General features: G+C 69.2%; 21 protein-coding genes. 13 read left to right on the top strand and 8 right to left on the bottom strand.

Annotated features, from left to right (window positions below; genetic code table 11):
- Nucleotides 1–58 precede the first annotated feature (58 nt).
- A complete protein-coding gene (locus tag ABFX45_RS36640) occupies nucleotides 59–1,282 on the bottom strand; it encodes a CHRD domain-containing protein (RefSeq protein WP_346135137.1) in 1,224 nt (407 codons plus the stop codon).
- A gap of 167 nt (nucleotides 1,283–1,449) precedes the next feature.
- Here ABFX45_RS36640 and ABFX45_RS36635 point away from each other — a divergent pair, with 167 nt between their 5' ends.
- On the top strand, nucleotides 1,450–1,902 hold the full coding sequence (locus ABFX45_RS36635; RefSeq protein WP_346135135.1) for a COG4315 family predicted lipoprotein: 453 nt from the start codon (nucleotides 1,450–1,452) through the stop codon (nucleotides 1,900–1,902).
- 80 nt (nucleotides 1,903–1,982) lie between these two features.
- Nucleotides 1,983–2,807: a DNA/RNA non-specific endonuclease gene (locus ABFX45_RS36630; protein ID WP_112230506.1), complete on the top strand. Its 825-nt coding sequence runs from the start codon at nucleotides 1,983–1,985 to the stop codon at nucleotides 2,805–2,807.
- A gap of 11 nt (nucleotides 2,808–2,818) precedes the next feature.
- Here ABFX45_RS36630 and ABFX45_RS36625 read toward each other — a convergent pair whose 3' ends face one another.
- Both ABFX45_RS36625 and ABFX45_RS36620 read right to left on the bottom strand, forming a co-directional pair.
- A complete protein-coding gene (locus ABFX45_RS36625; RefSeq protein ID WP_346135133.1) occupies nucleotides 2,819–5,683 on the bottom strand; it encodes an NACHT domain-containing protein in 2,865 nt (954 codons plus the stop codon).
- A 52-nt stretch (nucleotides 5,684–5,735) separates the two neighbouring features.
- On the bottom strand, nucleotides 5,736–7,655 hold the full coding sequence (locus ABFX45_RS36620; protein ID WP_346135130.1) for a helicase-associated domain-containing protein: 1,920 nt from the start codon (nucleotides 7,653–7,655) through the stop codon (nucleotides 5,736–5,738).
- A 75-nt stretch (nucleotides 7,656–7,730) separates the two neighbouring features.
- Here ABFX45_RS36620 and ABFX45_RS36615 point away from each other — a divergent pair, with 75 nt between their 5' ends.
- Nucleotides 7,731–8,378, top strand: coding sequence for a DUF2461 domain-containing protein (locus tag ABFX45_RS36615; RefSeq protein WP_109633450.1), 648 nt, complete (start codon nucleotides 7,731–7,733; stop codon nucleotides 8,376–8,378).
- Here the strand turns inward: ABFX45_RS36615 and ABFX45_RS36610 are convergent.
- Nucleotides 8,326–8,670, bottom strand: coding sequence for a VanZ family protein (locus tag ABFX45_RS36610; protein ID WP_346135128.1), 345 nt, complete (start codon nucleotides 8,668–8,670; stop codon nucleotides 8,326–8,328). The genes ABFX45_RS36615 and ABFX45_RS36610 overlap by 53 nt on opposite strands.
- 64 nt (nucleotides 8,671–8,734) lie before the next feature.
- On the opposite strand from ABFX45_RS36610, the gene pyk reads away from it, so the two are divergent.
- From pyk to ABFX45_RS36590, 4 genes are all read left to right on the top strand, one after another.
- Nucleotides 8,735–10,159 (top strand): pyruvate kinase, encoded by a 1,425-nt coding sequence (gene pyk, locus ABFX45_RS36605; protein ID WP_346135126.1) that lies wholly within the window; start codon nucleotides 8,735–8,737, stop codon nucleotides 10,157–10,159.
- Between the two features lie 9 nt (nucleotides 10,160–10,168).
- A complete protein-coding gene (gene tesB, locus ABFX45_RS36600) occupies nucleotides 10,169–11,065 on the top strand; it encodes an acyl-CoA thioesterase II (protein ID WP_346135125.1) in 897 nt (298 codons plus the stop codon).
- Nucleotides 11,065–11,394: a hypothetical protein gene (locus ABFX45_RS36595; protein ID WP_109633442.1), complete on the top strand. Its 330-nt coding sequence runs from the start codon at nucleotides 11,065–11,067 to the stop codon at nucleotides 11,392–11,394. The genes tesB and ABFX45_RS36595 overlap by 1 nt, the downstream gene beginning before the upstream one ends.
- A gap of 115 nt (nucleotides 11,395–11,509) precedes the next feature.
- Nucleotides 11,510–12,067 (top strand): Uma2 family endonuclease, encoded by a 558-nt coding sequence (locus tag ABFX45_RS36590; protein WP_346135123.1) that lies wholly within the window; start codon nucleotides 11,510–11,512, stop codon nucleotides 12,065–12,067.
- On the opposite strand, the gene ABFX45_RS36585 is transcribed toward ABFX45_RS36590, so the two are convergent.
- Nucleotides 12,064–12,573: an Lrp/AsnC family transcriptional regulator gene (locus tag ABFX45_RS36585; RefSeq protein WP_109633438.1), complete on the bottom strand. Its 510-nt coding sequence runs from the start codon at nucleotides 12,571–12,573 to the stop codon at nucleotides 12,064–12,066. The two genes, ABFX45_RS36590 and ABFX45_RS36585, sit on opposite strands and share 4 nt — an antisense overlap.
- A gap of 59 nt (nucleotides 12,574–12,632) precedes the next feature.
- Between ABFX45_RS36585 and ABFX45_RS36580 the strand changes: the two genes are divergently transcribed.
- Nucleotides 12,633–13,226: a LysE family translocator gene (locus ABFX45_RS36580; RefSeq protein ID WP_346135120.1), complete on the top strand. Its 594-nt coding sequence runs from the start codon at nucleotides 12,633–12,635 to the stop codon at nucleotides 13,224–13,226.
- Here ABFX45_RS36580 and ABFX45_RS36575 read toward each other — a convergent pair.
- On the bottom strand, nucleotides 13,209–13,511 hold the full coding sequence (locus ABFX45_RS36575; RefSeq protein WP_346135118.1) for a DUF2218 domain-containing protein: 303 nt from the start codon (nucleotides 13,509–13,511) through the stop codon (nucleotides 13,209–13,211). The genes ABFX45_RS36580 and ABFX45_RS36575 overlap by 18 nt on opposite strands.
- Before the next feature lie 121 nt (nucleotides 13,512–13,632).
- Between ABFX45_RS36575 and gndA the strand changes: the two genes are divergently transcribed.
- On the top strand, nucleotides 13,633–15,063 hold the full coding sequence (gene gndA / locus ABFX45_RS36570) for an NADP-dependent phosphogluconate dehydrogenase (protein ID WP_346135116.1): 1,431 nt from the start codon (nucleotides 13,633–13,635) through the stop codon (nucleotides 15,061–15,063).
- On the top strand, nucleotides 15,060–16,550 hold the full coding sequence (dacB, locus tag ABFX45_RS36565; RefSeq protein ID WP_233439284.1) for a D-alanyl-D-alanine carboxypeptidase/D-alanyl-D-alanine endopeptidase: 1,491 nt from the start codon (nucleotides 15,060–15,062) through the stop codon (nucleotides 16,548–16,550). Before gndA ends, dacB begins: the two co-directional genes overlap by 4 nt.
- A 43-nt stretch (nucleotides 16,551–16,593) precedes the next feature.
- Here the strand turns inward: dacB and ABFX45_RS36560 are convergent, their stop codons facing one another.
- Complete coding sequence (locus ABFX45_RS36560) at nucleotides 16,594–18,807, bottom strand: SulP family inorganic anion transporter (RefSeq protein WP_112230488.1); 2,214 nt, start codon at nucleotides 18,805–18,807, stop codon at nucleotides 16,594–16,596.
- Nucleotides 18,808–19,332: 525 nt separating this feature from the next.
- Nucleotides 19,333–19,650 (bottom strand): hypothetical protein, encoded by a 318-nt coding sequence (locus ABFX45_RS36555; protein WP_112230486.1) that lies wholly within the window; start codon nucleotides 19,648–19,650, stop codon nucleotides 19,333–19,335.
- A 148-nt stretch (nucleotides 19,651–19,798) separates the two neighbouring features.
- On the opposite strand from ABFX45_RS36555, the gene ABFX45_RS36550 reads away from it, so the two are divergent.
- The 3 genes from ABFX45_RS36550 (at nucleotide 19,799) to ABFX45_RS36540 (ending at nucleotide 24,018) form a co-directional block, all read left to right on the top strand.
- Entirely contained in the window at nucleotides 19,799–20,647 is an 849-nt protein-coding gene (locus ABFX45_RS36550; protein WP_109633428.1) for a helix-turn-helix domain-containing protein, read from the top strand.
- Between the two features lie 32 nt (nucleotides 20,648–20,679).
- Entirely contained in the window at nucleotides 20,680–20,862 is a 183-nt protein-coding gene (locus tag ABFX45_RS36545; protein ID WP_229812568.1) for a DUF397 domain-containing protein, read from the top strand.
- A 321-nt stretch (nucleotides 20,863–21,183) separates the two neighbouring features.
- A complete protein-coding gene (locus ABFX45_RS36540; RefSeq protein WP_109633423.1) occupies nucleotides 21,184–24,018 on the top strand; it encodes an AfsR/SARP family transcriptional regulator in 2,835 nt (944 codons plus the stop codon).
- Nucleotides 24,019–24,032 lie beyond the last annotated feature (14 nt).

Below are 24,032 nucleotides of genomic sequence, written 5' to 3'. Positions count from 1 at the left end.
GCGCCGCGACCGTGGGGGTCGCGGTCGCGGCGCCTCTATTCAGATGGTCCCGAGACTGCTAGTGGGTCGTGAACTGGCCGCGCACCGCGCCGCCGGGGAACTGTCCGGTGTGGATGTTCGAGTAGAAGTCCTTGGGCGACTTCTTCAACGCGTCGAGAGCGGCCTTGTCGAGACCGGCGACCGTGCCGGACACCGCGAAGACGCCGTTCGGGACGGCCGTGCCGAAGAACGTGATCTTCACCGGGCCGTTGACGCCCTTGGCGCCCTGGTGCACGTGGCCGAGCGTCGGCGCGTCGATGTTCACCCACGCCAGCGAGAAGTCCACACCGGTGCCGCTGGGCTGCACGAACGTGATGGCCTGACCGTCGGGGTCACCGACCTTCGGGCCGTCCTGCACCGGCACCTCGTTGCGGCCGTTGGAGAACGCGCGGAGCTTGCCACCCTTGATGATGTCGAGCGGGTTGACCTGCTTGCCGAGCGGCTTGAGCTGGGCGCGGACAGCGCCGCCAGGCCGGTCGGTGCTGTGCAGGTTCACGTAGAAACCGGCCGGGTTCCTGCGGATCTCGTCGGCCAGCTTCGGGTCGACCACGGTCTGGCCGGCGGCCGCGGACAGCGTCTCCGGCATCGGCGTCGTGAAGAGGTTGACCTTCACCGGGCCGTTCTGGCCGGCCACGCCCTGGTGGAGGTGGCCGAGCGTGAGCTGGGCCGTCTTCTTCCACTCGATCGCGTAAGTCACCCGGTCACCGCGGACCTCGACCAGCGCCCTGGCGGATCCGTCCGCGTCACCCACGGCAGGACCGCCCGGCGTGGGGACTTCCTGCTTGCCGTCGAGGTCGGCGGAGAAGAAGAAGGGCTTGCCCTTCACGGGGCTGGGCTTGGCCTGGTCCGGGGCCGGTTGCGTGGGGGCGGGGTCGTGGCCGCCGTGGCCGCCACCGGCCCTGGTGGCGGTCGGCTTGTCGGCCGAACCACCCGCGTCGATGTTCAGCGCGGGGCCGTCCGCGGTGAAGTTCTGGAAGACCGAACCGCCGTTCTTCACGACCACGCGGACCTCGATCGGGCCGTTGCCCGGCTTCACGGTGAAGGTGCGCGACTCGCCCTTCCTCGCGCCGTCCAGGCAACGCCCTTCGAGGACGTCCGCGGCGCAGAAGGTGGCCTCGTAGCCGGCCTGGTTGGTGATCTTCACGGTCACGGCGTCCTGGGCGGCGGACGCCGGCGTCACCACTCCCAGGCCGAGCGCAGCGCCCAGCAGGCATGCGGCAGCGACAGTTTTGTTGGCAGACATGGGATGTACTCCAAGGCTCCTCAGTGGGAGTCGGGGGGTCTGGCGGACCCGACGCCACCAACACGGATGCAGATCGGATTCGGTTCAAACAAGTTCGTGCCGGTGAACCGAACGGCGTCCGCGGACGTGTCGACGTCGGAACAGGGACACACCGCTAGGAGAAGAAGATGCGCGCACGTATGGGAATTCTCGCTTTGCCGGCACTGCTCGCGATGCTGGTGGCCTGCGGAAACGAGGCGCCGCAACAGGTTGCGCAGCAGGAGGTGCCGGTGAAGGCCGAGGTGAAGATCGCGCAGTCCGACCTCGGGCCGATCCTGGTCGACCAATCGGGACGCACGCTCTACGCGTTCACCAAGGACGAGAACAAGTCCAACGCGTGCGACGCCGACTGCATCGCCGTCTGGCCCGCCCTCACCGCGCAGTCCGAAGTGGAGGCCAAGGACGGTGCGGACGCGAAGCTGGTCTCCCAGATCGAGGAGAGCTCCCAGGCCGTGTACGGAAAGTGGCCGCTCTATTACTACGTGGGAGACCAGGTTCCCGGTGACCTCAACGGCCAGGGCGTCGACGACGAGTGGTTCGCGATCGCCCCGGACGGCAAACTGGTCAAGAAGACCTCGTGAACACTGGGCCGTTCGGGTGTATCCGGGTAACGGCGATATGAGATGAGTCGACCCTGAAGATGAACCAGTAGGGGGCGACCATGACCAGCACAGCCGTGAAGATCGGTTTCGACGCGACGTTTCTCGGCACCGACGCGGGAATCCCGGTCCTGACCGAATCGGGAGCAGCCGACGCGGTCGAGCTCAACGGCTCGACCACGATCGACTACACGCACTTCTCGCTCGCGATGAGCAAGTCGCGCAAGTTCGCGAGCTGGGTCGCGTGGAACATCGACGGTGGTGACCTGAAGGCCCTCAGCCGCAGCAACATCCCGTTCATCAAGGACCCGCGGATTCCGGCCGAGTTCCAGACCGGCGACGAGCTCTACCGCGACAACAGGCTCGACCGCGGCCACCTCGCCCGCCGCGCCGACCTGCTCTGGGGCCCGAAGGCGGAGGCGCAGAGGGCGAACAGGGACTCGTTCTTCTTCACGAACATCACGCCGCAGATGGACGACTTCAACCAGAGCACGAAGGAAGGGCTCTGGGGCCGGCTGGAAGAGGCGGTGCTCGCCGACGTCGACGTGGACAACCTCAAGGTCAGCGTCTACGGCGGCCCGGTCTTCAACGCCGACGACCGGGTGTTCCGCGGCGTCGCGATCCCGCGCGAGTTCTACAAGGCGATCGCGTTCGTGGTGAACGGCGAGCTGCGGTGCAGCGCTTTCCTGCTCACGCAGAACCTCGTCCTGGCAGAAGCGCTCGACCTGGACGAGTTCCGCGTGTTCCAGGTGTCGCTGACCGAGCTGGAGAAGCGCGTGAGCCTCACCTTCCCCGCCGAGCTGCACGCCGCCGACACCGCGTCGGTGCAGCTGCTCGACGAGACGGAGCGCAAGCCGCTGGGGAGCCTCGCCGACATCCAGTGGTGAGACCCTCACCGTCATGTCGTGACGCGCACTCCGGGCAGCTGCCCGCGCAACTCCTCCAGCCGGGCGAGCGACTCCGGCTGGTGCACGACGAGGCGTTCCAACGCCGGCAGCACCCGCAGGTCGTCCGCTGACGGCACCCCGAACACCTCCAGCACGGTGATGGTCGGCCACCGCTGCAGCCCTGCCAGCGAGTAGGGCGGGCGGTGGTCGATCGCCAGCTCGCGCAGCGCCGGCAACGAGGGCAGTGCGGCCAGCCCGTCGTCGATCGCCGAGTCGCGGATCTGCAGGCGCCGCAGCGTTCCGCCCTCCAGCGACGCCAGCTCGACCCGGCTGAAGTGCAGGTGCAGCTCGCCGAGGTCCTTCACCGGCGTCAGGTCGATCCGGCCGAGCGGGCGGCACCGGCTCAGGTGCAGCTCCGTCAAGGACCTGGAAGCAGTCAGCGGCGAGAGGTCGCGCATGACCTCGTTCTGCCACAGCTCCAGCCGGTGCAGCGACGGCATCACGCCCAGCGGGTCGAGCGGGTTGATGTTGCCGATGCACCGCACGTACCGCAGCTTCTCCAGGTGCATGATGAACTGGATCCGGTGCCAGCCCCGCACGTCGACGCGCCGATCGCCGAAGTCCACTTTGGACAGGACGGACTTGGCGTACTTCTCGGCGTCCGGTGTGTTCCGCCACGCTCGCAGCAGCTCGTCGATGACCATCGCGTGATCCACGGCCACGAACTCCGCGATGCGGTCCCACGCGCCCTCGTCACCGATGTTTGCGAGCGTCCGCACGACGTACGCGGCTTCCTCGGTGGCTTCCGGTCCTGGCAGCAGGTCCACGACGAACGACCCGGCCTCGGACAGCGCGTCGGCGTGCGCGAAGCTCTTCGGCGGGATCAGCGAGGAGGCGGCCGCCGTCACCTGCGCCCGTGCCGTCTCCGGTTCGATCACGTCGGCCTGGTCGAGGCACGCCAGCGCGAGCAGCCGCAGCTTGTCCCTCCCGCGTTCGTCCTTGCGCGTGTCGTCGTTGCCCGCCAGCAGATCCATCAGCACGCGGGCCCGTTCACGAGGCCTGGCGTGGGCGACCGCCATCACCACGACGTCGTGCCACTCGTCGAGATGTGCCCTGTCCACCAACAGGTTCAGGTCACCGGCGTCCACGACCTCCTTGGCCGCCAGGTAGTCCCGGAACGTCCGGTGCACGAACTGCACCCGCTCGGACGACACCTCCCGCAGCAGCCCCGCCCGTTCGAGCAACCGCTGCATCGCCTCGTCCGGGTCGAGGTCGTGCGACCGCAGCCCGCGCATCGCGTTCCCGAGCCGGTGCACGGCTTCCGAGCGCGGCACCATCAGCTCCCGGTTGCGCACCAAGGAGTACGCGAACCGCTGCAGCAGAACCAGCTGCTCCTCCTTGGAGAACGACGGCAGCGCCAGCCCGCGGTCCTCGTCCCACCGCACCAGCAACAGGTCCAGTGCCGCCTCGTACAGCGACCGCCGATCGCGGGGCAGGTGCATGTTCCGGTCCTGGTGCAACGCGCACAACAGCCCTGCCAGCAACGGGCTCGACGCCAGCCGCCGCAGATCCGGCCGCCGCGTCAGCGTGGAGATGAGCCGCGTCTCGCACTCCGTCAGCCACACCCGCGCGTCCCGCGTCATCCCCGGCTCGTCGCGGGCTGCGGTGTGCCAGGCCTCGACGAAGTCCCGCACACCCTTGTCGCTCAACGGCAAGAGGTCGAACGCCGTGAAGCCGCACTCCTCCATCCAGTCCTCCGGCACGGCGGAGGGACGGGTGGTGATCGCGTACCGGGCCTCCGGATAGGCGTTCACCAGCCGGCACAGCCACTGGCGCGCCTCCTCCCGCCGTTCCGAGACCAGCTCGTCCACACCGTCGACGAGGACCAGCGCGCGCCCTTCCTTGAGCCGCGCGGTCACCCACCCGGCCGGCTTCTCCTCCTCGATCATCGAGGCGGTCGACGAGATGAACTCCTCCGGCTTCGGCAGCGTCGGGTACTGCCGCAGCGGCACGAAGAACGGCACCAGCCCGAGCCACTCGTTGCCCGACGTCCGCGTCTCGCCCAGCGCGTTCATCGCGAGCCAGCGCAGGAACGTCGTCTTGCCGGCGCCCGCACCGCCGCGGATCAGCACCCGAGGCGTGTCCGCCAGCGCGGCCGCCACCGGCAGCCCGGCACCGGTCAGCTCGTCGGTGTCGCCGACCCGTGCCACCGCCAGCGACACGTACGAGGTGTCGAACGAGTGCCGCCGCGGCGCCCGGCCGCGCGACACCCCGAACAGCTCCAGCCCGCCCAGCGAGTGCGCGACCTGGTCGGCGTAGCGGTCCTCGAAGTCCCGGTGTGCCGCCACCAGGGCCAGCTGCTGCTGGTCGGCCAGGCGTGCCACGGCATCCGCGGTCGCCTTGCCGATCCGGAACATCTCCACCGCGAGGCGCCGCGCGTACTCCGGCTGCGACCACACCAGCTCCACCACGGCGACGCACACCCGCAGCAGCAACGCGTCGTAGACGGCCGTCGCGTGGTCGGACAGGCCTGCCGCCCGCCGGATCTTCTCCGACCTGGACAGCACGTACGCGCGCAACGACTCGGGTGTCAGCATCACCCGCAGCGCCTCGCCCTCCCGCAACGGCAGCGAAGCCTCGATGGACTCGCGCACCGCGTCCACGGCGGCCTGCCACTCGTGCTGTTCGACGGCGCTGAGCTCACCGCGGGCGAGCTCGGAGCTGACGCGCTCGACCAGCGGTCCCGGCCTGGTCAGCTCTCGCTGGCGCTTCTTGTTCCTGGCCCCCTTGTGCACGACGTCGAAGAGACCGAGCAGCACACGCTCCAGCACGGTCTCGAGCACCATCAGCAGTCCGGCGGAAAACGGATCGGCCACACCGCCAGTATCAGCGCGTGATCACCGGGCCGGCCGGAACTTCACCTGCTGTTCATACCGGCACCACGACCTTGCGGACGTGCCCGATCGCGAACTCGCGGGTCGACCCGTCCTCGCACTCCGCGGTCAGCACACCCTCCAGGTGCTTGGCCGGCGTGATCACGTGCGTCTCCAGCTGCCGCGGGCCGCTCGCGTACTTGATCTCGACCTGGTGCCCCGCGACCAGCGCCGTCGCCAGGATCAGCACCTCTTCGTCGCGCAGGAAGACGTTCTGGTCGCGCAGCATCCGCGCCGCGCTGGCCCGCGGCGTGCCCCTGCCGACGGTCGGCCGTTCCTGCTCGACCAGCCGGATCGCGAGCTGGGTCAGCTCCAGGTCGTCCAGCTCGGTGCGCCACCACCGGTCCGGCCTGCGCTCGCCGCGGGCCGGTGCACGCAGCCGTTCCATGTGCTCCACAATGGACTGATCGCCGGCGTCGACCCCGGTCGGCGCGTAACCGGCCCGGCGCAACGCGGCCAGCGTCTCCGCCATCGGCCGCGCGGAGGCCAGCACGGTCGGCGCGAGCAACCGCAGCTTGAGCGGCGCCAGCCGCTTCGACCTGGCGATCTCCCGCAGCAGCGACTGGTCCTCGGCCCGCAGGCAGCTCGCCACGTCGGTCACCGTCAGCTGCCCGTGCCGTCGCGCCACGTCCTGCACCTGGTACTCGATCACCTGCGGCAACGGCGCTTCCGACACCGCGGCGAGCTTCGCCAGCAGCTCCTCGGCGGTGAGCCCGGTGTCCAACGCGCGCCGCACCGAACCGGCGGACAGACGCCACACCCTTGCGGCGTCGTTGTCCTCCAGGTCCGCCGCCAGGTTCAGCGTCGCACTCAGCTCCGGCGACGGCAGCCCGTTCACCACGGCGGTCATGTCCGTCTGGAACGCGGCTTTCCCCGCGGCGGGTGGCATCAGGCCGCTCGCCGCGGCCTCGATGTCGCCGCCTTCCCGCACCGCCACACCCAGCGGCGTCAGCGCGCCGCCGGCCACCAGTCCCAGCGACTCCATCTCGCTGATCACCGCCGCCGTCGCGCGCGGGTCGTGCACGGCAGGCCGCTCCCACACCAGGTCGTCGACCAGCTCGCCGGTGTCCGCGAAGGCGACGTCGGCCGAGAACCGCTCCAGTGCGGTGCGCCGCAACGCGAGCCCCGCGGCACCGGTGTAGTCGCGCAACGCCGCCCGCGCCTGGTCCGGCTCCGGCCGCCAGTCCATCCGCCGCCACGCGTTGACCAGCGCCGCGAGCCGTGTGCCGGGATGCGAGTCGAGCCAGTCGTCACCGTGCTTGGTCGGCAGCAGCCGGTGGCGTTCGATGCCGATCAGCTGAGCCTCGACCGCGAGCTCCAGCCAGAGGCGCAGGACGGGGTCGGCGACCCGTAACGCCCGCGCGACCCGGCGAATCTCCACGGTCGCCACGCCACCGGTGTAGCGTGCGTCGAAACTGTCCTGTTCGCAGTGTGCGAGCAGCCGCGCGACACCGTCCACAGTGGACATGGCGGCGACCACCGGTGAGACCGCCGATGCCTTGCGCACGCGCGGGGTCTTCGGCCGCAACGTGAGCTGACCACCTGCCGCGCCGGTGGCCCGCACCGAGTTCACCGCGATGAGCCGCGCACCATCGGGCCACGCCAGCGCCCGTTCCTTGAGCTGTCCGAAGGCCCGTTCGAAGTCGCCGACCGAGCAGTGCAGCTCGGTGCAGACCAGGTCGATCGTCCCCGAGTTGCCCATCGCGACGATCGCGCCCAGCACGTCGATCGCGCCCTGGTCCAGTGTGTCCTCCGCGGCGTGCACCGAGTCCGAGTCGGTGAGCTGCGTCGCGAGGTCCTTCAACGTCCGGATGTAGCGGTCCGCCACGTCGCGGCGGTGCACGAGTATCGCGGCCACCTCGTCCGGCTCGAGTTGGTGAAGCCAGGTCGCGAGCGCGTTGATACGGCGGGCCATTCATCTGATTATGGCCGTGATCGTGTGCCTTCAAACGAATTTCACGCGCATGGGCGATCCGCCTAGGCTGTTGCGGTGACGTTCAGCGGTTTCGGCGAGTACGCCATCGACTTCTACGACGGTCTGGAACTGGACAACTCGAAGGCGTACTGGGACGACAACAAGGAGACGTACCTGCGGGACGTGCGGGGGCCGATGGAGGCGCTGCTCGCCGCGCTGGAGAAGGAGTTCGGTCCTGGCAAGGTCTTCCGCCCGTACCGGGACGTGCGGTTCGCCAAGGACAAGACGCCGTACAAGACGCACTGCGGCGGCGTCATCGAAAAGGGACGTGGCGGCGGCGCGTACTACGTGCAGATCAGTCCCGAGGGACTGATGACCGGCGGCGGGTCGTTCCACATGGCGTCCGACCAGCTCGCCCGCTACCGCGCCTCCGTCGACGCGCACGGCGTCCTGCTGCGCAAGATCGTCGACAAGCTGGTCAAGCAGGGCTGGACGCTGTGCGGCGACGTGATGAGGTCCAGGCCGCGCGGGTTCGCCGACGACCACCCGCACCTCGACCTGCTCAAGCACCGGTCGATCTACGTGCGGAAGGTCTGGGAGCCGGACGACGTGCTGCACGAGCCCGCGTGCCTCGACCGCGTCCGAAAGTCGTGGCGGCAGCTCAAGGACTTCAACGCGTGGTGCGAGGACCACGTCGGCGTGAGCGAAGCCAGGTCGCGGTAGCCCAGCCCAGCCCGATCCCGAGCACGTCCACCAGCGCGTCGAGCACGTCGCCGCTGCGGTGCAGGGGCGTGATCAGCTCCTGCAGCACCTCCGAAACGCCGGCGTAGACCACGAGCAGCGGCAAAATGCGAGAAATCTTCGCGTAAAGGCCGGTGAACGCGAGCAACGCGAACAGCAGCGCGTGGATGACCTTGTCCGTACCCGGCGGCGCGGTGGGCACACCTGACTCGGGGGTGAACAAAATGACGACACTGAGCAACGCTGCGGTCACGAAGGGAAGGACTCGACCCATTGTCGGAACATTACCGGCGGGTAGTTCGGGATCGGTCCAGGAACCAGGACTAGTCTCTGCAGACGTGAGTCGACGCGCAAAGATCGTCTGTACCCTCGGTCCCGCCACTGGCACGCCGGACAGGGTCCGCGACCTGGTAGCGGCCGGTATGGACGTGGCCAGGATGAACTTCAGCCACGGCAGCCATGCCGACCACAAGCAGGTCTACGACATGGTCCGCGCAGCGGCTGACGAGTCGGGCCGCGCGGTGGGCATCCTCGCCGACCTCCAGGGCCCCAAGATCCGCCTCGGCCGGTTCGCCGCGGGTCCGGTCGACTGGAACACCGGCGACGTGGTCCGCATCACCGTCGAGGACGTCGAAGGCACGCACGACCGCGTGTCGACGACGTACAAGGAGCTCGCGAAGGACGCCAAGGTCGGCGACCGCCTGCTCGTGGACGACGGCAAGGTCGGCCTCGTGGTCGTCGACGTCGAAGGTTCCGACGTCGTGTGCGAGGTCACCGAGGGCGGACCAGTCAGCAACAACAAGGGCCTCTCGCTGCCCGGCATGGACGTCTCCGTGCCCGCGCTGTCGGAGAAGGACATCGAGGACCTCGAGTTCGCGCTCCAGCTGGGCGTGGACTTCATCGCTCTGTCGTTCGTGCGCTCCCCGGCGGACATCGACCTGGTCCACCAGGTCATGGACCGTTCGGGAGGTAAGCGCCTCCCGGTGATCGCGAAGATCGAGAAGCCGGAGGCCGTGGACAACCTCGAGGCCATCGTCCTCGCCTTCGACGGCGTCATGGTCGCCCGCGGTGACCTGGGCGTCGAGCTGCCGCTGGAGAGCGTGCCGCTGGTGCAGAAGCGAGCGATCCAGATCGCCCGCGAGAACGCCAAGCCGGTCATCGTCGCGACCCAGATGCTGGACTCGATGATCAGCAACTCCCGCCCGACCCGCGCCGAGACGTCCGACGTCGCGAACGCGGTCCTCGACGGCGCGGACGCCCTGATGCTCTCCGGCGAGACCTCCGTCGGCCGCTACGCCATCGAGTCGGTCAAGACCATGGGCCGCATCATCGAGGCCGTCGAGACCGAGTCCGTCGTCGTGCCGCCGCTGACCCACGTCCCGCGCACCAAGCGCGGCGTGATCTCGTACGCGGCCCGCGACATCGGCGAGCGTCTCAACGCCAAGGCCCTGGTCGCCTTCACGCAGTCCGGCGACACCGTCCGCCGGCTGGCCAGGCTGCACACGCACCTCCCGCTGCTGGCGTTCACGCCGGAGCAGTCGGTGCGCTCGCAGCTCTCGCTGACGTGGGGCACCGAGACGTTCCTGGTCCCGAAGGTGGAGTCCACCGACGAGATGGTCCGCCAGGTCGACAGCTCGATGCTGGAGATCGGTCGTTACCAGCCGGGTGACCTCATGGTGGTCGTCGCCGGTTCGCCTCCTGGCACCATTGGGTCGACGAACCTCATCCGGGTGCACCGGCTGGGGGAGGACGACCACGCCTAGGAGTACTTCGTGACAGAGGCCGCCCGCGCCGCTGCGATGAGCCCGTCGGGCCTGAGCGGACAGTCCGCAGTGGACGACCTGGTCGCGTTGCTCGACCTGGAACGCATCGAGGAGAACATCTTCCGCGGTGTGTCGCCCGCCGAGTCGCCCGTGCGCGTCTTCGGCGGGCAGGTGGCGGGCCAGGCCCTGGTCGCCGCCGGTCGCACCGTCCCGGCCGAACGCCGGGTGCACTCGCTGCACTCGTACTTCATCCGGCCCGGCGACCCGCGCGTGCCGATCGTGTACGAGGTGGACCGCATCCGCGACGGCCGCTCGTTCACCACGCGCCGCGTCGTCGCCGTGCAGCACGGCAAGGCGATCTTCGCCCTCTCCGCCTCGTTCCAGCTGGAGGAGCAGGGCGTCGAGCACGGTTCCCCGATGCCGGCCGTGCCGGACCCCGAGTCGTTGGCCACGTGGACCGAGTCGGCCGCGGGCTACGGGCTCCACACGTCGAAGTTCCCGCGCCCGATCGACGTGCGGTACGTCACCGAGCCGCCGTGGGAGTCGCGTGAGGACGGTCCGGGCGAGGCCGCGTCACGGGTGTGGATGAAGGCCGACGGCAAGCTGCCGGACGACCCGATGCTCCACATCTGCATCATGACCTACGCGTCGGACATGACCCTGCTGGACGGGGTTCTTGCCAAGCACGGCGTGTACTGGGGACTGGACAAGGTCGTCGGTGCTTCTCTGGACCACGCGATGTGGTTCCACCGGCCGTTCCGGGCCGACGAGTGGCTGTTGTACGACACAGCTTCGCCGTCGGCGTCCGGGAACCGCGGGCTGGCCACCGGGCAGTTCTTCTCGCGGGACGGGCAGCTGGTGGCGACGGTGGTGCAGGAAGGCCTGATCCGGGTGCTCAACCCGTGATGGCCGACGGTGCGGTCTGGCGGCTGCACCACGCGGGCCGGGAGATCGCGCGGCTGACGGTGACCGGTGGCGACTTCCCGTGGGTGCACGCGTCGGCCGAGACCCTGCCCGGGTTCGAGGAGTTCCGGTCGGTGTTCGCCGAGCAGGAACGAGCGATCGACGACGAGGACTACGAGCGAGCCGACGCCTGTTACGAGCGGATCCGGAAGTCGCTCACCATGACGTTCCCCGACGGGCAACCGGTGGCCGAGTTCTGGTTGCACATCCACGGAGACGGCACCGCCGGGTGGCGCTGGAGCGACGAGCCCTTCGACGAGGACGGGCAGTGACCAAATTCGAACCTTCGTTCGAACCACTCGTGCGAGTGATCAAGCCGTGTGCGGCCTGGGGCGATGCCTAGACTGACTGGTGGCGGAAACTCCGGGGCGGAAGGAAGGTGAGCACGTGACTGCGGGAGCGTGGCGGGATCACCTGGTGAGCCTGGACGAGTGGGACGCGATGCCAGAGGACAAGAACCTCGAGCTCGTAGATGGAGTCCTGCGCGTGGTACCTGCCGCCCTACCTCCTCACCAGAAGGCTCAGAATCGGCTGGCCTACTGGCTCGACGAGCAGCTTCCCAACGGGCTGACGGCATATGCCGATGTCGATGTGACGCTCGACAGCTCGGACCGGCCGACCGTGCGCCGGCCTGACGTCGTTGTGGTGACCACCGAGGCGGCGGTCCGCGGTCCGAAGCGGTTCGCGGCGGCGGACGTGGTGCTTGCGGTCGAGATCGTGTCACCCGGGTCGGAGCGCGCCGACCGAGTCACGAAGCCGACGCAGTACGCGAAAGTCGGCATCGCCCACTACTGGCTCGTTGAGCTTGACGAACCCGTCAGGCTGGTGGCGTTCGAGCTTGTCGACGGTGTCTACGAACCTGTCCAGGAAGGCACGGGCAAGGTGGAGTTGAGCCGTCCGGCCACGCTGACGTTCGACCTCGACGCCCTCACTCGCCTGCGCTAGTCCGCTCGACGCCGCCGGTGCGTCGGCCGCAGGTTCGCCGGCGGCGTCAACGCCCGAGTCTCCACCCGCTCCAGCACCACCGAGCTGGTCAGGTTCCGCACCTCGGTCCGCGACGCGATCTTGTCCATCAGGAACGCCTGCAGGTGCGTGGAATCCGCGACAGCGATGTGGATGAGGAAGTCCGCCTGCCCGGAGACGTGGAAGATCGACCGGGTCTCCGGCTGAGCCATCACGAACGCCCGGAACGCCGCCACCACCGGCCGGGTGTGCGGCCGCACGTTCACCGACACCACGGCCTCCAGCGGCAGCCCCGTCGTGGCCGGGTCGACCACGGCGTGGCACCCCGTGATCACCCCGAGCTCACGCAGCCGCCGCACCCGCTGCAGGCACGACGAGGGCGCCAGGCCGACGATCTCCGCCAGTGTCCGGTTGGGCAGGGTCGCGTCGTTCTGCAACTCCTCCAGGATGTGCCAGTCGACCGAATCGAGTTCGGCTTGTTCGCGCATGACCGAACATCGTACTGACTAGCTGGAACTCGCTCGAACGAGTGAACGACGATCAGCCCATGCACATCGCGTGGACGTCGTTCCTGGTCGCTCTCCTGATCATCATGATCGTGCCGGGGCCGGACTTCGTGCTGATCATGGGCAACGCGGTGCGGAGCCTGCGCCTGGGGGTCGAGGCGGCGCTCGGCGTGATCACCGGGCTGATGATCCACGCGACGCTCGCCACCATCGGCCTGAGCGCGCTGGTGGCCGCGGTGCCGACGGCGTTGCTCGTGGTCAAGGTCATCGGCGCGCTGTACCTGGCCTACGTCGGGTTCATGACCTTGAGGACGGCGAACAAGGCCACGCAGGAACAGCAGCACAAGGGCAACGTCTTCCTGCGCGGCATGCTGTGCGACCTGTTGAACCCCAAGGTGATGCTCACGTTCCTGAGCCTCATCCCGCAGGCCATGGACCCGCACAGCGCGCCGCTGCCGCAGGCCGCGCTCCTCAGCGCGGTCACCGTCGGGGTGTTCGCGATGTTCTGGGTGATCGTCGTGCCGCTCGCCCGTCAGCTGGGCGCGCTGCTGAACAAGCCCAAGATCCGCGCGACGTTCGAGCGGGTCTGTGGTACCGCTCTCATCGGTATGGCAGCGTCAGTCCTGGCTGCCTGAGTCCCAGGACACGGTGAGCTCGTCCCGGTTTCCGAACCGGACCAGGTGCCGTTCGACGACGTCGCGCAACCGCGCCACGTCCTCCTCCGACGAAGACACCACGCGCATGATCAACGCGTCGTCCGCGGCCGTGAACTCCGCCAGCCCCAGCGAGAACCGGACGAAGCCGCGTCCGTCCTCCCAGGACCCCTCCAGGTCCTTGTGCGTGAAGTGCTTCACCAGCTGCGAGCCGTACCTGGAGGCACGGTCCGTCGCCGAGCGTCCCACGCTCGTGAATTCGGTCATGAAGCCAACTTACGCCTAGCCATACGTACCGCAGCGTGACGCGGTTCACCTGGCAAAACAGAGTCTGAGAAGACCCTGTGACGTCTCGCGAAACGAGAGAGAACACGGCAGGCTGTCCGCTATGACGGAAGGCAAAGCACGCATCGCGGTCACCGGTCTCGCCACCATGGGCAGCAACCTCGCGCGCAACCTCGCGCGGCACGGCTTCAAAGTCGCCGTGCACAACCGGACGCCCGCGAAGATGAAGGCCCTGCTCGAGGAGCACGGTCACGAGGGCGACTTCGTCGGCGCCGAGACGCTGCAGGATCTCGTGGACAGCCTGCAGACGCCGCGCCAGATCATCATCATGGTCAAGGCGGGCGGCCCGACCGATGCCGTCATCGACGAGCTGAGCGGGCTGCTGGAGCCCGGCGACATGGTCATCGACGGCGGCAACGCCCACTACGCCGACACGCGCCGCCGTGAGGCCGCGCTGAAGGAGAAGGGGCTGCTGTTCGTCGGCGCCGGCATCTCCGGTGGCGAGGAGGGCGCGCTCAACGGCCCCAGCATCATGCCGGGCGGTCCCGCCGAGTCGTACAAGCACGTCGGCCCGGTCTTCGAGGAGATCGCGGCCAAGGTGGACGGTCAGCCGTGCTGCGTGCACGTCGGGCCGGACGGCGCCGGGCACTTCGTGAAGATGGTGCACAACGGCATCGAGTACGCCGACATGCAGCTGATCGCCGAGGCGTACGACCTGCTGAGCCGCGTCGGCGGGCAGACTCCCGCCGAGATCTCCGAGGTGTTCACGCGGTGGAACTCCGGCGACCTGGAGTCGTACCTGGTCGAGATCACCGCTGAGGTCCTCAAGCACGTCGACGCGGGCGGCACGCCGCTGGTGCAGGTCATCGAGGACGCGGCTGAGCAGAAGGGCACCGGCCGCTGGACCGTGCAGGAGGCGCTGGAACTGGGCGTCCCGGTCACCGGTATCGCCGAGGCCGTGTTCGCGCGCTCGCTGTCCGGCCACACCGACCAGCGCAAGGCCGTGCGCGACGCGTTCGGTGCCAGCGAGGTCGTGGCGAAGCCGGACGCCGAACTGGTCGACGACGTGCGCCAGGCGCTCTACGCGTCGAAGGTCGTCGCGTACGCGCAGGGCTTCGACATGATCCGCGAAGCATCGAAGAACTTCGAGTGGAACATCGACCTCGGCGCCATGGCGACGATCTGGCGCGGCGGCTGCATCATCCGCGCGCAGTTCCTCAACCGCATCCGCGAGGCCTACGACGCGAACCCGGACATCGCGTCCCTGTTGGTGGACAACTACTTCCGCGACGCGGTGCAGAACGCGGAAGCAGCCTGGCGCAGGGTCGTGGTCCGTGCGGTCGAATCCGGTGTGCCGACGCCGGGGTTCGTGTCCGCGCTGGCCTACTACGACGGTCTTCGCTCCGAGCGCCTGCCCGCGGCACTCGTCCAGGGACAGCGGGACTTCTTCGGCGCGCACACTTACCGGCGCACCGACAAGCCCGGTAGCTTCCACACGCTGTGGTCGGGAGACAGGACCGAGGTGGAAGCGTGAAATTTCACTTACTGGGGGCGGTCGTCGCTGTGGCGGCAGGGTTGACCCTGACGTCCAGCGGCGGCGCGGTGGCGGTCGGCAACGAAGCGCTGACCGCCGATCTCGACGCGATTCTCGCCGTCGGGGCGCTCAAGGGCGCCGACGTCGGCGTGATCGTGCGGGACGCGAACACCGGCGAGGTCGTCTACACCAGGCAGAGCGGCCGGCGTTCGCAGATCGCGTCGAACATGAAGATGGTCACCACCGCCGCGGCGCTGGACCTGCTGGGACCGGACCACCGCTGGAAGACCGAGCTGGTGTCGAACGGCACGAGGTTCGGGCCGGTGCTCAACGGCGACCTGGTGTTGCGCGGCGGCGGTGACCCGACGATGTCGCAGAAGCGCTACCAGCAGCTCGCGGACACGTTGAAAGCCAGCGGGGTCAAGGTGGTCAACGGCGCGTTGGTCGTCGACGACACCAAGTTCGACGCTCAGCCGTACGGAACCGGCTGGGCGTGGGACGACGAGCCCTACTCGTACAACGCGGAGACGTCGGCGCTCACGCTGTCGCCGGACGAGAAGTTCAGCGCCGGCACGGTGATCGTGCGCGTGAAGCCGGGTGCCGCGGCGGGTGCCCCGGCCGTGGTCAGCGTCGAGCCGGCCAACGACCACGTGCAGATCGTCTCCACGGCGACGACCGGCACCGCGGGCATCTCCGTGGAGCGCGAGCACGGCACGAACGTGATCAAGGTCAGCGGTTCCACGTCCGTCGAGACCACCAGGCTCTCGACGGTCAAGGATCCGGCGGGGCTCGTCACGTCGGTGTTCCGCAAGGCGTTGAAGCAGAACGGGATCGTCGTCACGGGCGGGGTCAAGCGGGCCAAGGCGCCGGCCGGTGCCGCGGTGCTCGCGTCCGACGAGTCCGCCCCGCTGAGCCAGCTGAACGTGCCGTTGCTCAAGAACAGCAACAACATGCTGGCGGAGGTGCTGGTCAAGACGGCGGGCGGCTCGTTCTCGAACGGCGTCCGCCAGCTCAGCACCACGTGGCCGGGTCTCGGCGTCGACCCGAACTCGGTCGAGGTCTTCGACGGCTCCGGCCTGTCGCGGATGAGCCAGTTCTCGCCGGACGACCTCGCCTCGTTGCTGCTCAAGGCGAAGACCAAGCCGTGGTTCGCGGCGTGGCAGGCGTCGCTGCCGGTCGCCGGTGTCGACGGCACGCTGGTCAACCGCATGAAGAACACCCCGGCCGCGGGCAACGTGAAGGCCAAGACGGGATCGCTCACCGGCGTCTCGTCCCTGTCCGGTTACGTGAGGACGCAGGACAACCGGGAGCTCGTGTTCTCGGTGGTGCAGAACAACGTCCTGCGGTCCGTCAACCCGAAGACGGTGGAGGACAGGATCGTCGTGCGCCTGGCCTCGGACGGCGGCGCCGGCGTGGCCACACCGAGGATCGAGTCGGCGCCTCAGGAACGTTACGACGTCGAGTGCTCGTGGATCGGCAGCTGCTAGAGAACTGGAGCCGCCCCGGGAAACCGAGGCGGCTCCGGGGTTTCTAGGCCGGTGAAGGCACCGGCTCCAGCCCGTTGCGGTCCGGGTCGACCAGGTAGACGCGGGCGTTGGAGATGTCGAAGTACATGCCCTTCAACGTCAGGGTGCCCGCGGTGATCGCTTCGCGCACGCTCGGGTAGCCGAGCAGGTTGTCCAGCTGCTGCGCGACGTTCGCGACCGCGAGCCGGTCCGCCACCGGCAGTTCCGCGCAGCCGGGCGAAGTCGGCGCGTGGAACCGGATCAGCGACGGTTCCGCGTTGCGCAGCCACGAGTGCAGGTGCGTGCCGCGCGCGGCGGTTCCCCGCACCAGTGCCTTCATCGCACCGCAGTCGGAGTGTCCGCAAACGACGATCGAGCTGACGTTCAGCACCTCGACCGCGAACTCGATCGCCGCGCCGACGGACCTGTCCTCGGCGGAGACCATCGGCACCAGGTTCCCGATGTTGCGGACGCAGAAGAGATCACCCGGCCCGGACGTGGTGATCAGGTTCGGTACCACGCGGGAGTCCGCGCAGGTGATGAACAGCTGCTGCGGTTGCTGCCCGCGCAGCGCCAGCTCGTGCAGGAACGGCCGCACCAGCGGTGCCGACCGCCGCTCGAACTCGTGCATTCCCAGGATCATCGGATCGCCCTCGACCGAGGACCGTTGCGCCGGCAGCAGCACCGAGCCCGGCGAGCCCTGCCAGTGCGACCACGGTGCGAACCAGCGCGGCAACGGGCCGGGCAACGTCTTGCGCCGCCCCGGTTTGCCCTGGTCCGCCTGGTCGTACCAGGTGTCGTGCACCTCGTCGACGCGCACCAGCCCGCCGAGCCGTTCGTAGCCCTCGCGCCAGTCGTTGATCGCCTCGTACGACGCGTGGTCCAGGTAGTCGATGTGCAGCTCCAGCACCACGGTCTGGCCCAGCGGCAACCGGCGCAGCTCGCGCACGAGCCGCCCGACCCCGAGGAACACCAGCGATCCGCGCACGCACACCCGGTTGCCCTCGACGCGCACCGAACAGTGCGTCAACCGGTACAACGCGCGCAGAAGCGCGATGGCGAGGCCGACGACCACGCCTTCCAGCAGTCCGAAGAGGACGACGCCGAGCACGGTCGCCGCGTACACCAGGAACTCCTGGTGCCGCCACAGCGTCCGCATCCGGTCCGGCGACACGAGCTTCAACCCGACCACGAAGAGCACGCCCGCCAGCGCCGCGAGAGGGATCTGCTCCAGCGCGACGGGGAACGCCAGCACCGCCACGGCGATCCACACACCCTGCAGAATCGCGCTGTACCGGGTCTTCGCGCCCGCCGCGACGTTCGTGGAGCTGCGGGCGAGCCCACCGCTGATCGGCAGCCCGCCCAGCGCGCCGGCGAGCACGTTCCCGGTGCCCTGCGCGATCAGTTCCTTGTCCAGCCGGGCGCGCGGCCCGTCGTGCAGCCGGTCGGTCGCGACCGCGGACAGCAACGACTCCATGCTCGCCACCACCGCCACGGTGGCGACCGCCGCGGCGACCGCTCCGGCACTGCCCCGCGGCATCTCCGGGAACACCAGCGCGTGGCTGTCCGGCAGGTCGACTCGAGCGACGTCCAGCTGCAGCACGTACGCCAGCAGCGTCGACGCGCCCACCGCCACCAACGGCGCGGGCACCGCGGCGGCGCGCGGAACCCGTGGCCACAGCAGCAAAGCCGCGATCGCCACCGCACCGGCCGTCAGCGACCCGACGTGCGACCCCGCCAGCTCCGCCGGCAGCAGGGCGACGTTCTCGGGCACGGACGACGACGCCGTGCCGCCCAGCACCACCACGAGCTGCCCGGCGGCGATGGAAATGCCGATGCCCGCGAGCATTCCGTGCACGATGGCGGGGGACAGCGACATCACCAGCCGGCTGATCCCGGTGAGTCCCAGAGCCAGCTGCAGCACGCCCGCGGCCAGTGTGATCGCCGCGGTGGCAGCCCACCCGAACTGCGCCACCAGCCCGGCCACGATCACCACGAGCCCGGTGCCAGGTCCGCTGATCTGCAACGGCGCCCCGCTGAGCGCGCCGACCACCACGCCGCCGACGACGGCGGAGATGATCCCGGCCATCAGCGGCGCGCCGGTCGCGTGCGCGATCCCGAGCGACAGCGGGATCGAGATCAGGAACAGCACGAAGCTCGCGGGCAGGTCGTGCCGGAGAACCAGCGGTGGACCGTGCGGGGTGTGATCGCCGGCGTCGGACTTCTGCAGATGGTTCACAACGACGTTTCCCTTTCAAGGAACAGGGGCATGGCCCTGCGCGCGCGGCACAGGGCGAGGGGAGGGGGAGTTCGCTAGAGGCGCCCTAAGGGCAGCAAGCGGCGTGGCCGAACGGCAGCGAGCGCGTCGGCGCGGTCATGCGGGGTCGGCACGGGAACACCTCCGTGTCGGCACAGGCATCGGGTCAGATCAGGCCGCGTCGCCACCATGATGGCGGCGGAATCGGTGCTGTGGCAGAAGTTTCAGCCAACCGTGTTGATCTTGACCCGTAACGTCACTGGAGGTGATGGCATGGCGCCGTGACCGTCAGCCTTTGCTCCGTATCCGTCGGTCAGACGGGTGCATCGTGGTGCCGGCCCCGCGTTCTCATCTTGGTTGGCTGCGAACGTGGGGCCGGTGCCGCGAGGCGCCCTGCTGAGCGGCGGAGACGCGGTGAAGGTCGACGGTCACGGCGCCAGACGAGCCGGCTCCGGTCGGGGGGTGCGGAGCCGGCCCAGGAACTGAAGAACTATCGAGTTCCGAAATTCAGCCTACCGAGCGCAGGTGCTTGCCGTGTGAAGTCTCCTGGCCCACCACGGTCAGGATCAGCTGCGCCGACAGATAGGCGCGGCACGGTGCGGGCAGCCTGCGGGAGAACCAGCCGCGCTTGCAGGTAGCGCACCGGCCGTGCTCGTCGGGCTGGTGCTCGTCCAGCAGCGCCTTGACCACCGCGACGACCCTCGGCAGCTCTACCCTGGCGAGCACGAGGGCCGTCTGGTCGTCGCCGTGCTGAGCCAGTTCGGTGAGGGTGGCCAGGTGTGAGTGCAGCGACTTGTCCAGTTGGCTGAACACCGTGACGGCCATCAGGCTCAGAGCTCCAGTCCTTGCGTAAGCAGCCCATGCAGCCTGGCGCGACCCAACTGCGATCTGCAAGTTGCACTACACGAATGGATGACGTCCCTTTGCGACAACCTCCTTTGCTCTCAAACTGAGACAGGACCAGGAGGTGTGGATGCCACGGGGTAGCAGCCCGACCCTGCGCAAGCGACGGCTCGTGAGCGAGCTCAGGCGACTGCGCGAAGCGGCCGAGCTGACGATCGAGGAGGTCGGCGAGCGGCTGGAGTGCTCTGCCTCCAAGATCAGCCGCATCGAGACGGGCCGGGTGGGGGTGAGCCCGCGCGACGTGCGGGACATGCTCACCGCCTACGGTGCGGACACCGTCACCCTCGACGAACTGGTCCAGCTGGCCAGGGAGGCCCGCCGCAAGGCGTGGTGGGACGAGTTCGGCGACATCGTGCCCGGTCGTTACGTGGGGTACGAGGCCGACGCGGACTCGATCAGGACCTACCAGGGACTGATGATCCCGGGCCTGCTGCAGTGCGAGGCGTACACGAGGGCGTTGATCTCCCAGGTGTTGCCGGGTGCGAGCACCGCGGAGATCGACCGGCGAGTCCGGTTGCGCAAGGCACGGCAGGCCTTGCTGAGCGAAGACGACCCGTTGCGCCTGCACGTCGTGATCGACGAGGCGGCCCTGCGCAGGCTCGTCGGCGGCGCCGGGGTGATGCGCACCCAGATGGCGCGTCTTCTCGAAGTCGGTGCACTGCCGAACGTCACGATGCAGGTCGTGCCGTTCAGCGCCGGTGGTCACGCTGCGATGGACGGCCCGTTCGTCATCCTGAGCTTTCCCGAGCAGCTCGACCCCGAAGTCGTGTACATCGAAAGCACAAGGAGCGGCGTCTATCTGGAGCAACAGTCAGACGTCCATTGGTACGCCGAGATGTTCGAGCGGCTGGTGAACTCCGCCCTGAGCCCGAGGGAATCAGCAACCCTGATCACCGAGATCGCTCGCACTCTCGCGTGACTGCGACCGGGAGTGAACAGACAGTGGAAAGCTTGCGTTGGCGCAAGAGCAGCCGTTCGTCCGCCGGTGGGCCCGAGTGCGTGGAGATCGCGCTCGTCTCGTCCGGTGCGGCTGTCCGTGACAGCAAGAACGCGGACGGGGCGCGGTTGAGGTTCGGTGACGCCGGATGGGAGACCTTCCTCGCCGCCGCGAAGACCGGCTCTTTTGTCAGCTGATCCAGATCCGAACGAAGAAGGCCCCCGGCTGGAAGTCCAGCCGGGGGCCTTCTCGCGTTAGGGGACGTGGGCCGGCCGGCGTTCCGCCGCCGCGGGCTGGATGCCCCTTGCACGCCGGCCGGCCCACGTCGATCATGGGGAGCAGCGGGTGTTCCGCTGTCCGGTCCAACCTGCTCCGACTGCTCGATCTCGGTTTCCGTTGATCTCGCCGTCTGTGGTTGGTTGGACACGCTAAGCGTAAGAATGCCTTCTACAGCACGACTGGAGCCCGACTGAAGTGATCTTCAAGCTCCAGGTGACCACCAGGCGAAGGACAGGTCGGTGACGCACGGCGAGGAGCCCCTGCGGTTCGAGGTTCTCGGCCTTCTCCGAGTCGTTCGCGCAGGTCAAGAGGTTGATCTCGGTGCGGCGAAGCAGCGCGCCGTCCTCGCGGTGCTCCTGCTGGCGCGCAACACACCGGTCAGCCGCGGGCAGATCATCGAGGCGGTCTGGGGCGACAACGTGCCCTCCAGCGCGGTGAATTTGGTCCAGACCTACGTGGCCGGACTGCGCAGAGCGCTGGAGCCGGCCCGCGCTCGCCGGGCCCCGGCCGAGCTGCTGACGTCGGTCGGCGACGGCTACCTGTTGCGCGTCGAGTCCGGAGCGCTGGACCTCGATGTGTTCGAACGTCAGGTCCTGCTCGCGAACCGCATGCGCGCGGCGGGTGATCTCGCCGGAGCCGCGGTCGAGCTGGACGACGCCCTCGCGTTGTTCCGCGCCGAGCCCCTTGGCGGTGTCTCCGGCCTCTTCGCCGACGTCGAACGCGGTCGTCTCGTGGAACGCCGCCTGGCTGTGCTGGAGGAACGCGCCGAACTGGGCCTGGCGATCGGACAGGGACCCGAGCTGGTGTCCCAGCTGACCTCGATGGTCGCCGAGCACCCGTTGCGCGAACGCGGCCACGGCCTGCTGATGCGCGCGCTGGTCCAGGCCGGCCGGCAGGCGGAGGCCCTGGCCGCCTACCGCGAGGCCCGTCGCGTGCTGATCGAGGAGCTGGGGGTCGAGCCCGGCCCCGAACTGCGCCGCGTGCACCAGGCCGTGCTGGCGGGCGACAGCCCGGAGCCGGAACGCCCGCCGGTGCGCGTGCCCCCGCAGGCAGCCGCCCCGGAACCCGCGCCGGTGACGATTCCCGCGCAGCTCCCGCGTGCTCCCGTCGCGTTGATCGGCAGGGACGCCGAGCAGGCGCACATGGACGCGCTGCTGCGTGATCACGACGGCCCGGTGCTGCTCGTGACCGGTCCTGCGGGTGTGGGCAAGACGGCGCTCGCGCTGCACTGGTCGCACCGGGTGCGCGACGAGTTCCCGGACGGCCAGCTCTACGTCGACGTCCACGGCTACGACCCGAACCGGGAGCCGCTGGAGATCGGTGAGGTGCTCAACCGGTTCCTGCGCGCCCTCGGTGTGCCGGCCGGCGACACCCCCGTCTCGGTGGACGAACGCTCTGCCCTGCTGCGGACGCTGCTGGCCGATCGCCGCATGCTGGTGATGCTGGACAACGTCCGCAGCTCAGCCGACCTGCTGCCGTTGCTGCCCGGCGCGCCCTCGTGCGTCGTGGTGACCTCGCGCCGCCGCCTGGTCGGCCTGGTCGCCCAGGTCGAGGCCAAGCTGATCGAGCTCGACATGCTCGACCAGGACGCCGCCGTGGACGTCCTGGGCCGCATCGCCGGACGCTCGGACATCGAGACGCACGCCTTCCGCGAGCTGGCCGAGCTGTGCGACGGGCTGCCGCTGGCGTTGCGCATCGCCGCCGCCCGGCTCGCCGTGTCCCCTCGTTTGCGCGTGGCCGAGCTCGTCGAGGAGCTGCAGGACGAGCACGGACGGCTCGCCGCACTCGGCCTGGAGGACGGTGAGGGCACCGTAAGAGCCGCTCTGGACGCCTCACGCCGTGCTCTGCCGCCGCTGCCGTCCCGGTTGCTCGCGATCATCGGCCTGCACCCCGGCGCGGACCTCAGCACCCACGTCGTCGCGGCGATGGGTGACGTCCCGCTGACGGAAGCCCAGCGGGCCCTGGACGCGCTGACCGCCGCCAACCTGCTGTCCGTCGGCGAGCCCGGCCGGTACGTGGCCCACGACATGGTCCGCGTCTACACCAAGACCCTGGCCGGCGAGCTCTCCGAACCGGAACGCCGTACCGCCACCGGTCGCATGCTCGACTACTACCTGCACTGCGCGGACCTGGCCGACGGCATGCTCCCGATCAACCGCGGCAGCGTCCTGGTGGCGCCGGAGCACCGCCCGGTCCACGTGCCGGCGCTGTCCGGTGCGGCGGACGCGATGGCGTGGTTCGACGCCGAACGCGCCAACCTGATCGCGGCCACGGAACTCGCCTTCGCCGCCGGCTGGCACGTCCACGCCTGGCAGCTGCCGTACACGTTGTCGCGGTACCTGTGGCTGCGAACGGAGCGCGAAACCTCGTTGCGCATCACGGAAGCCGCGTTGCAGGCCGCCACAGCGCTGAACGACGACGACGCCCGGTTCGTCATGCAGTTCAACCTGGGCGTGGCGTTGGTGCAGCTGGAACGGCACGACGAGGCTCTGCACGCCCAGCGCGGCGCCCTGGAAGTGGCCCGCCGCAAGGGAGACGTGCACCAGCAGGCCCGAGCGCTGACCACGATCGCCGGCACGCTGCAGGACCTCGGTCGTGCCGCCGAGGCCGAGGCGCACTACCGCGAGGCCATGGAGATCTCGCGGGTCGCCGGGTCGAAGTGGGCCGAGGCCAACGCCCACCACCACCTCGGGGTCCTGTACCTGACGACGCAGCGCTTCGACGACGCGATGCCCTGGCTGCGGGTCGCCCTGCGGATGTACCACGAGGTGGGCGAACAGTGCGGCGAGGCGTCGTGCCACGTCGACATCTCCACGGCGTTGCTGGAGACCGGCGACACCGACGGCGCGTTGTCATCGGCTCGCCTGGCGCTGGCGGTGGCGTGCGACGCGGTGTCGCCGTACCACCAGGCGCTGGCACACGACCGGCTGGCGGCGGTGTTCGACCGGCTCGGCGCGGCGGGGGCGGCGGCGCACTGGCAGCGGGCGCTCGCGTTGTTCACCGAGCTGGGAGCCTCCGAGGCGGACGGGGTGAGGGCTCGCCTGGCCAGAGCCCGCGCGGTGACGGTGGGGTAAGGGGTTCGCCGGGC

Source organism: Lentzea roselyniae, from assembly GCF_039537795.1.
Lineage (GTDB): Bacteria > Actinomycetota > Actinomycetes > Mycobacteriales > Pseudonocardiaceae > Lentzea > Lentzea atacamensis.
The sequence above is the reverse complement of the archived record's forward strand: the minus strand, read 5'-3'. Positions and strand labels throughout refer to the sequence as shown.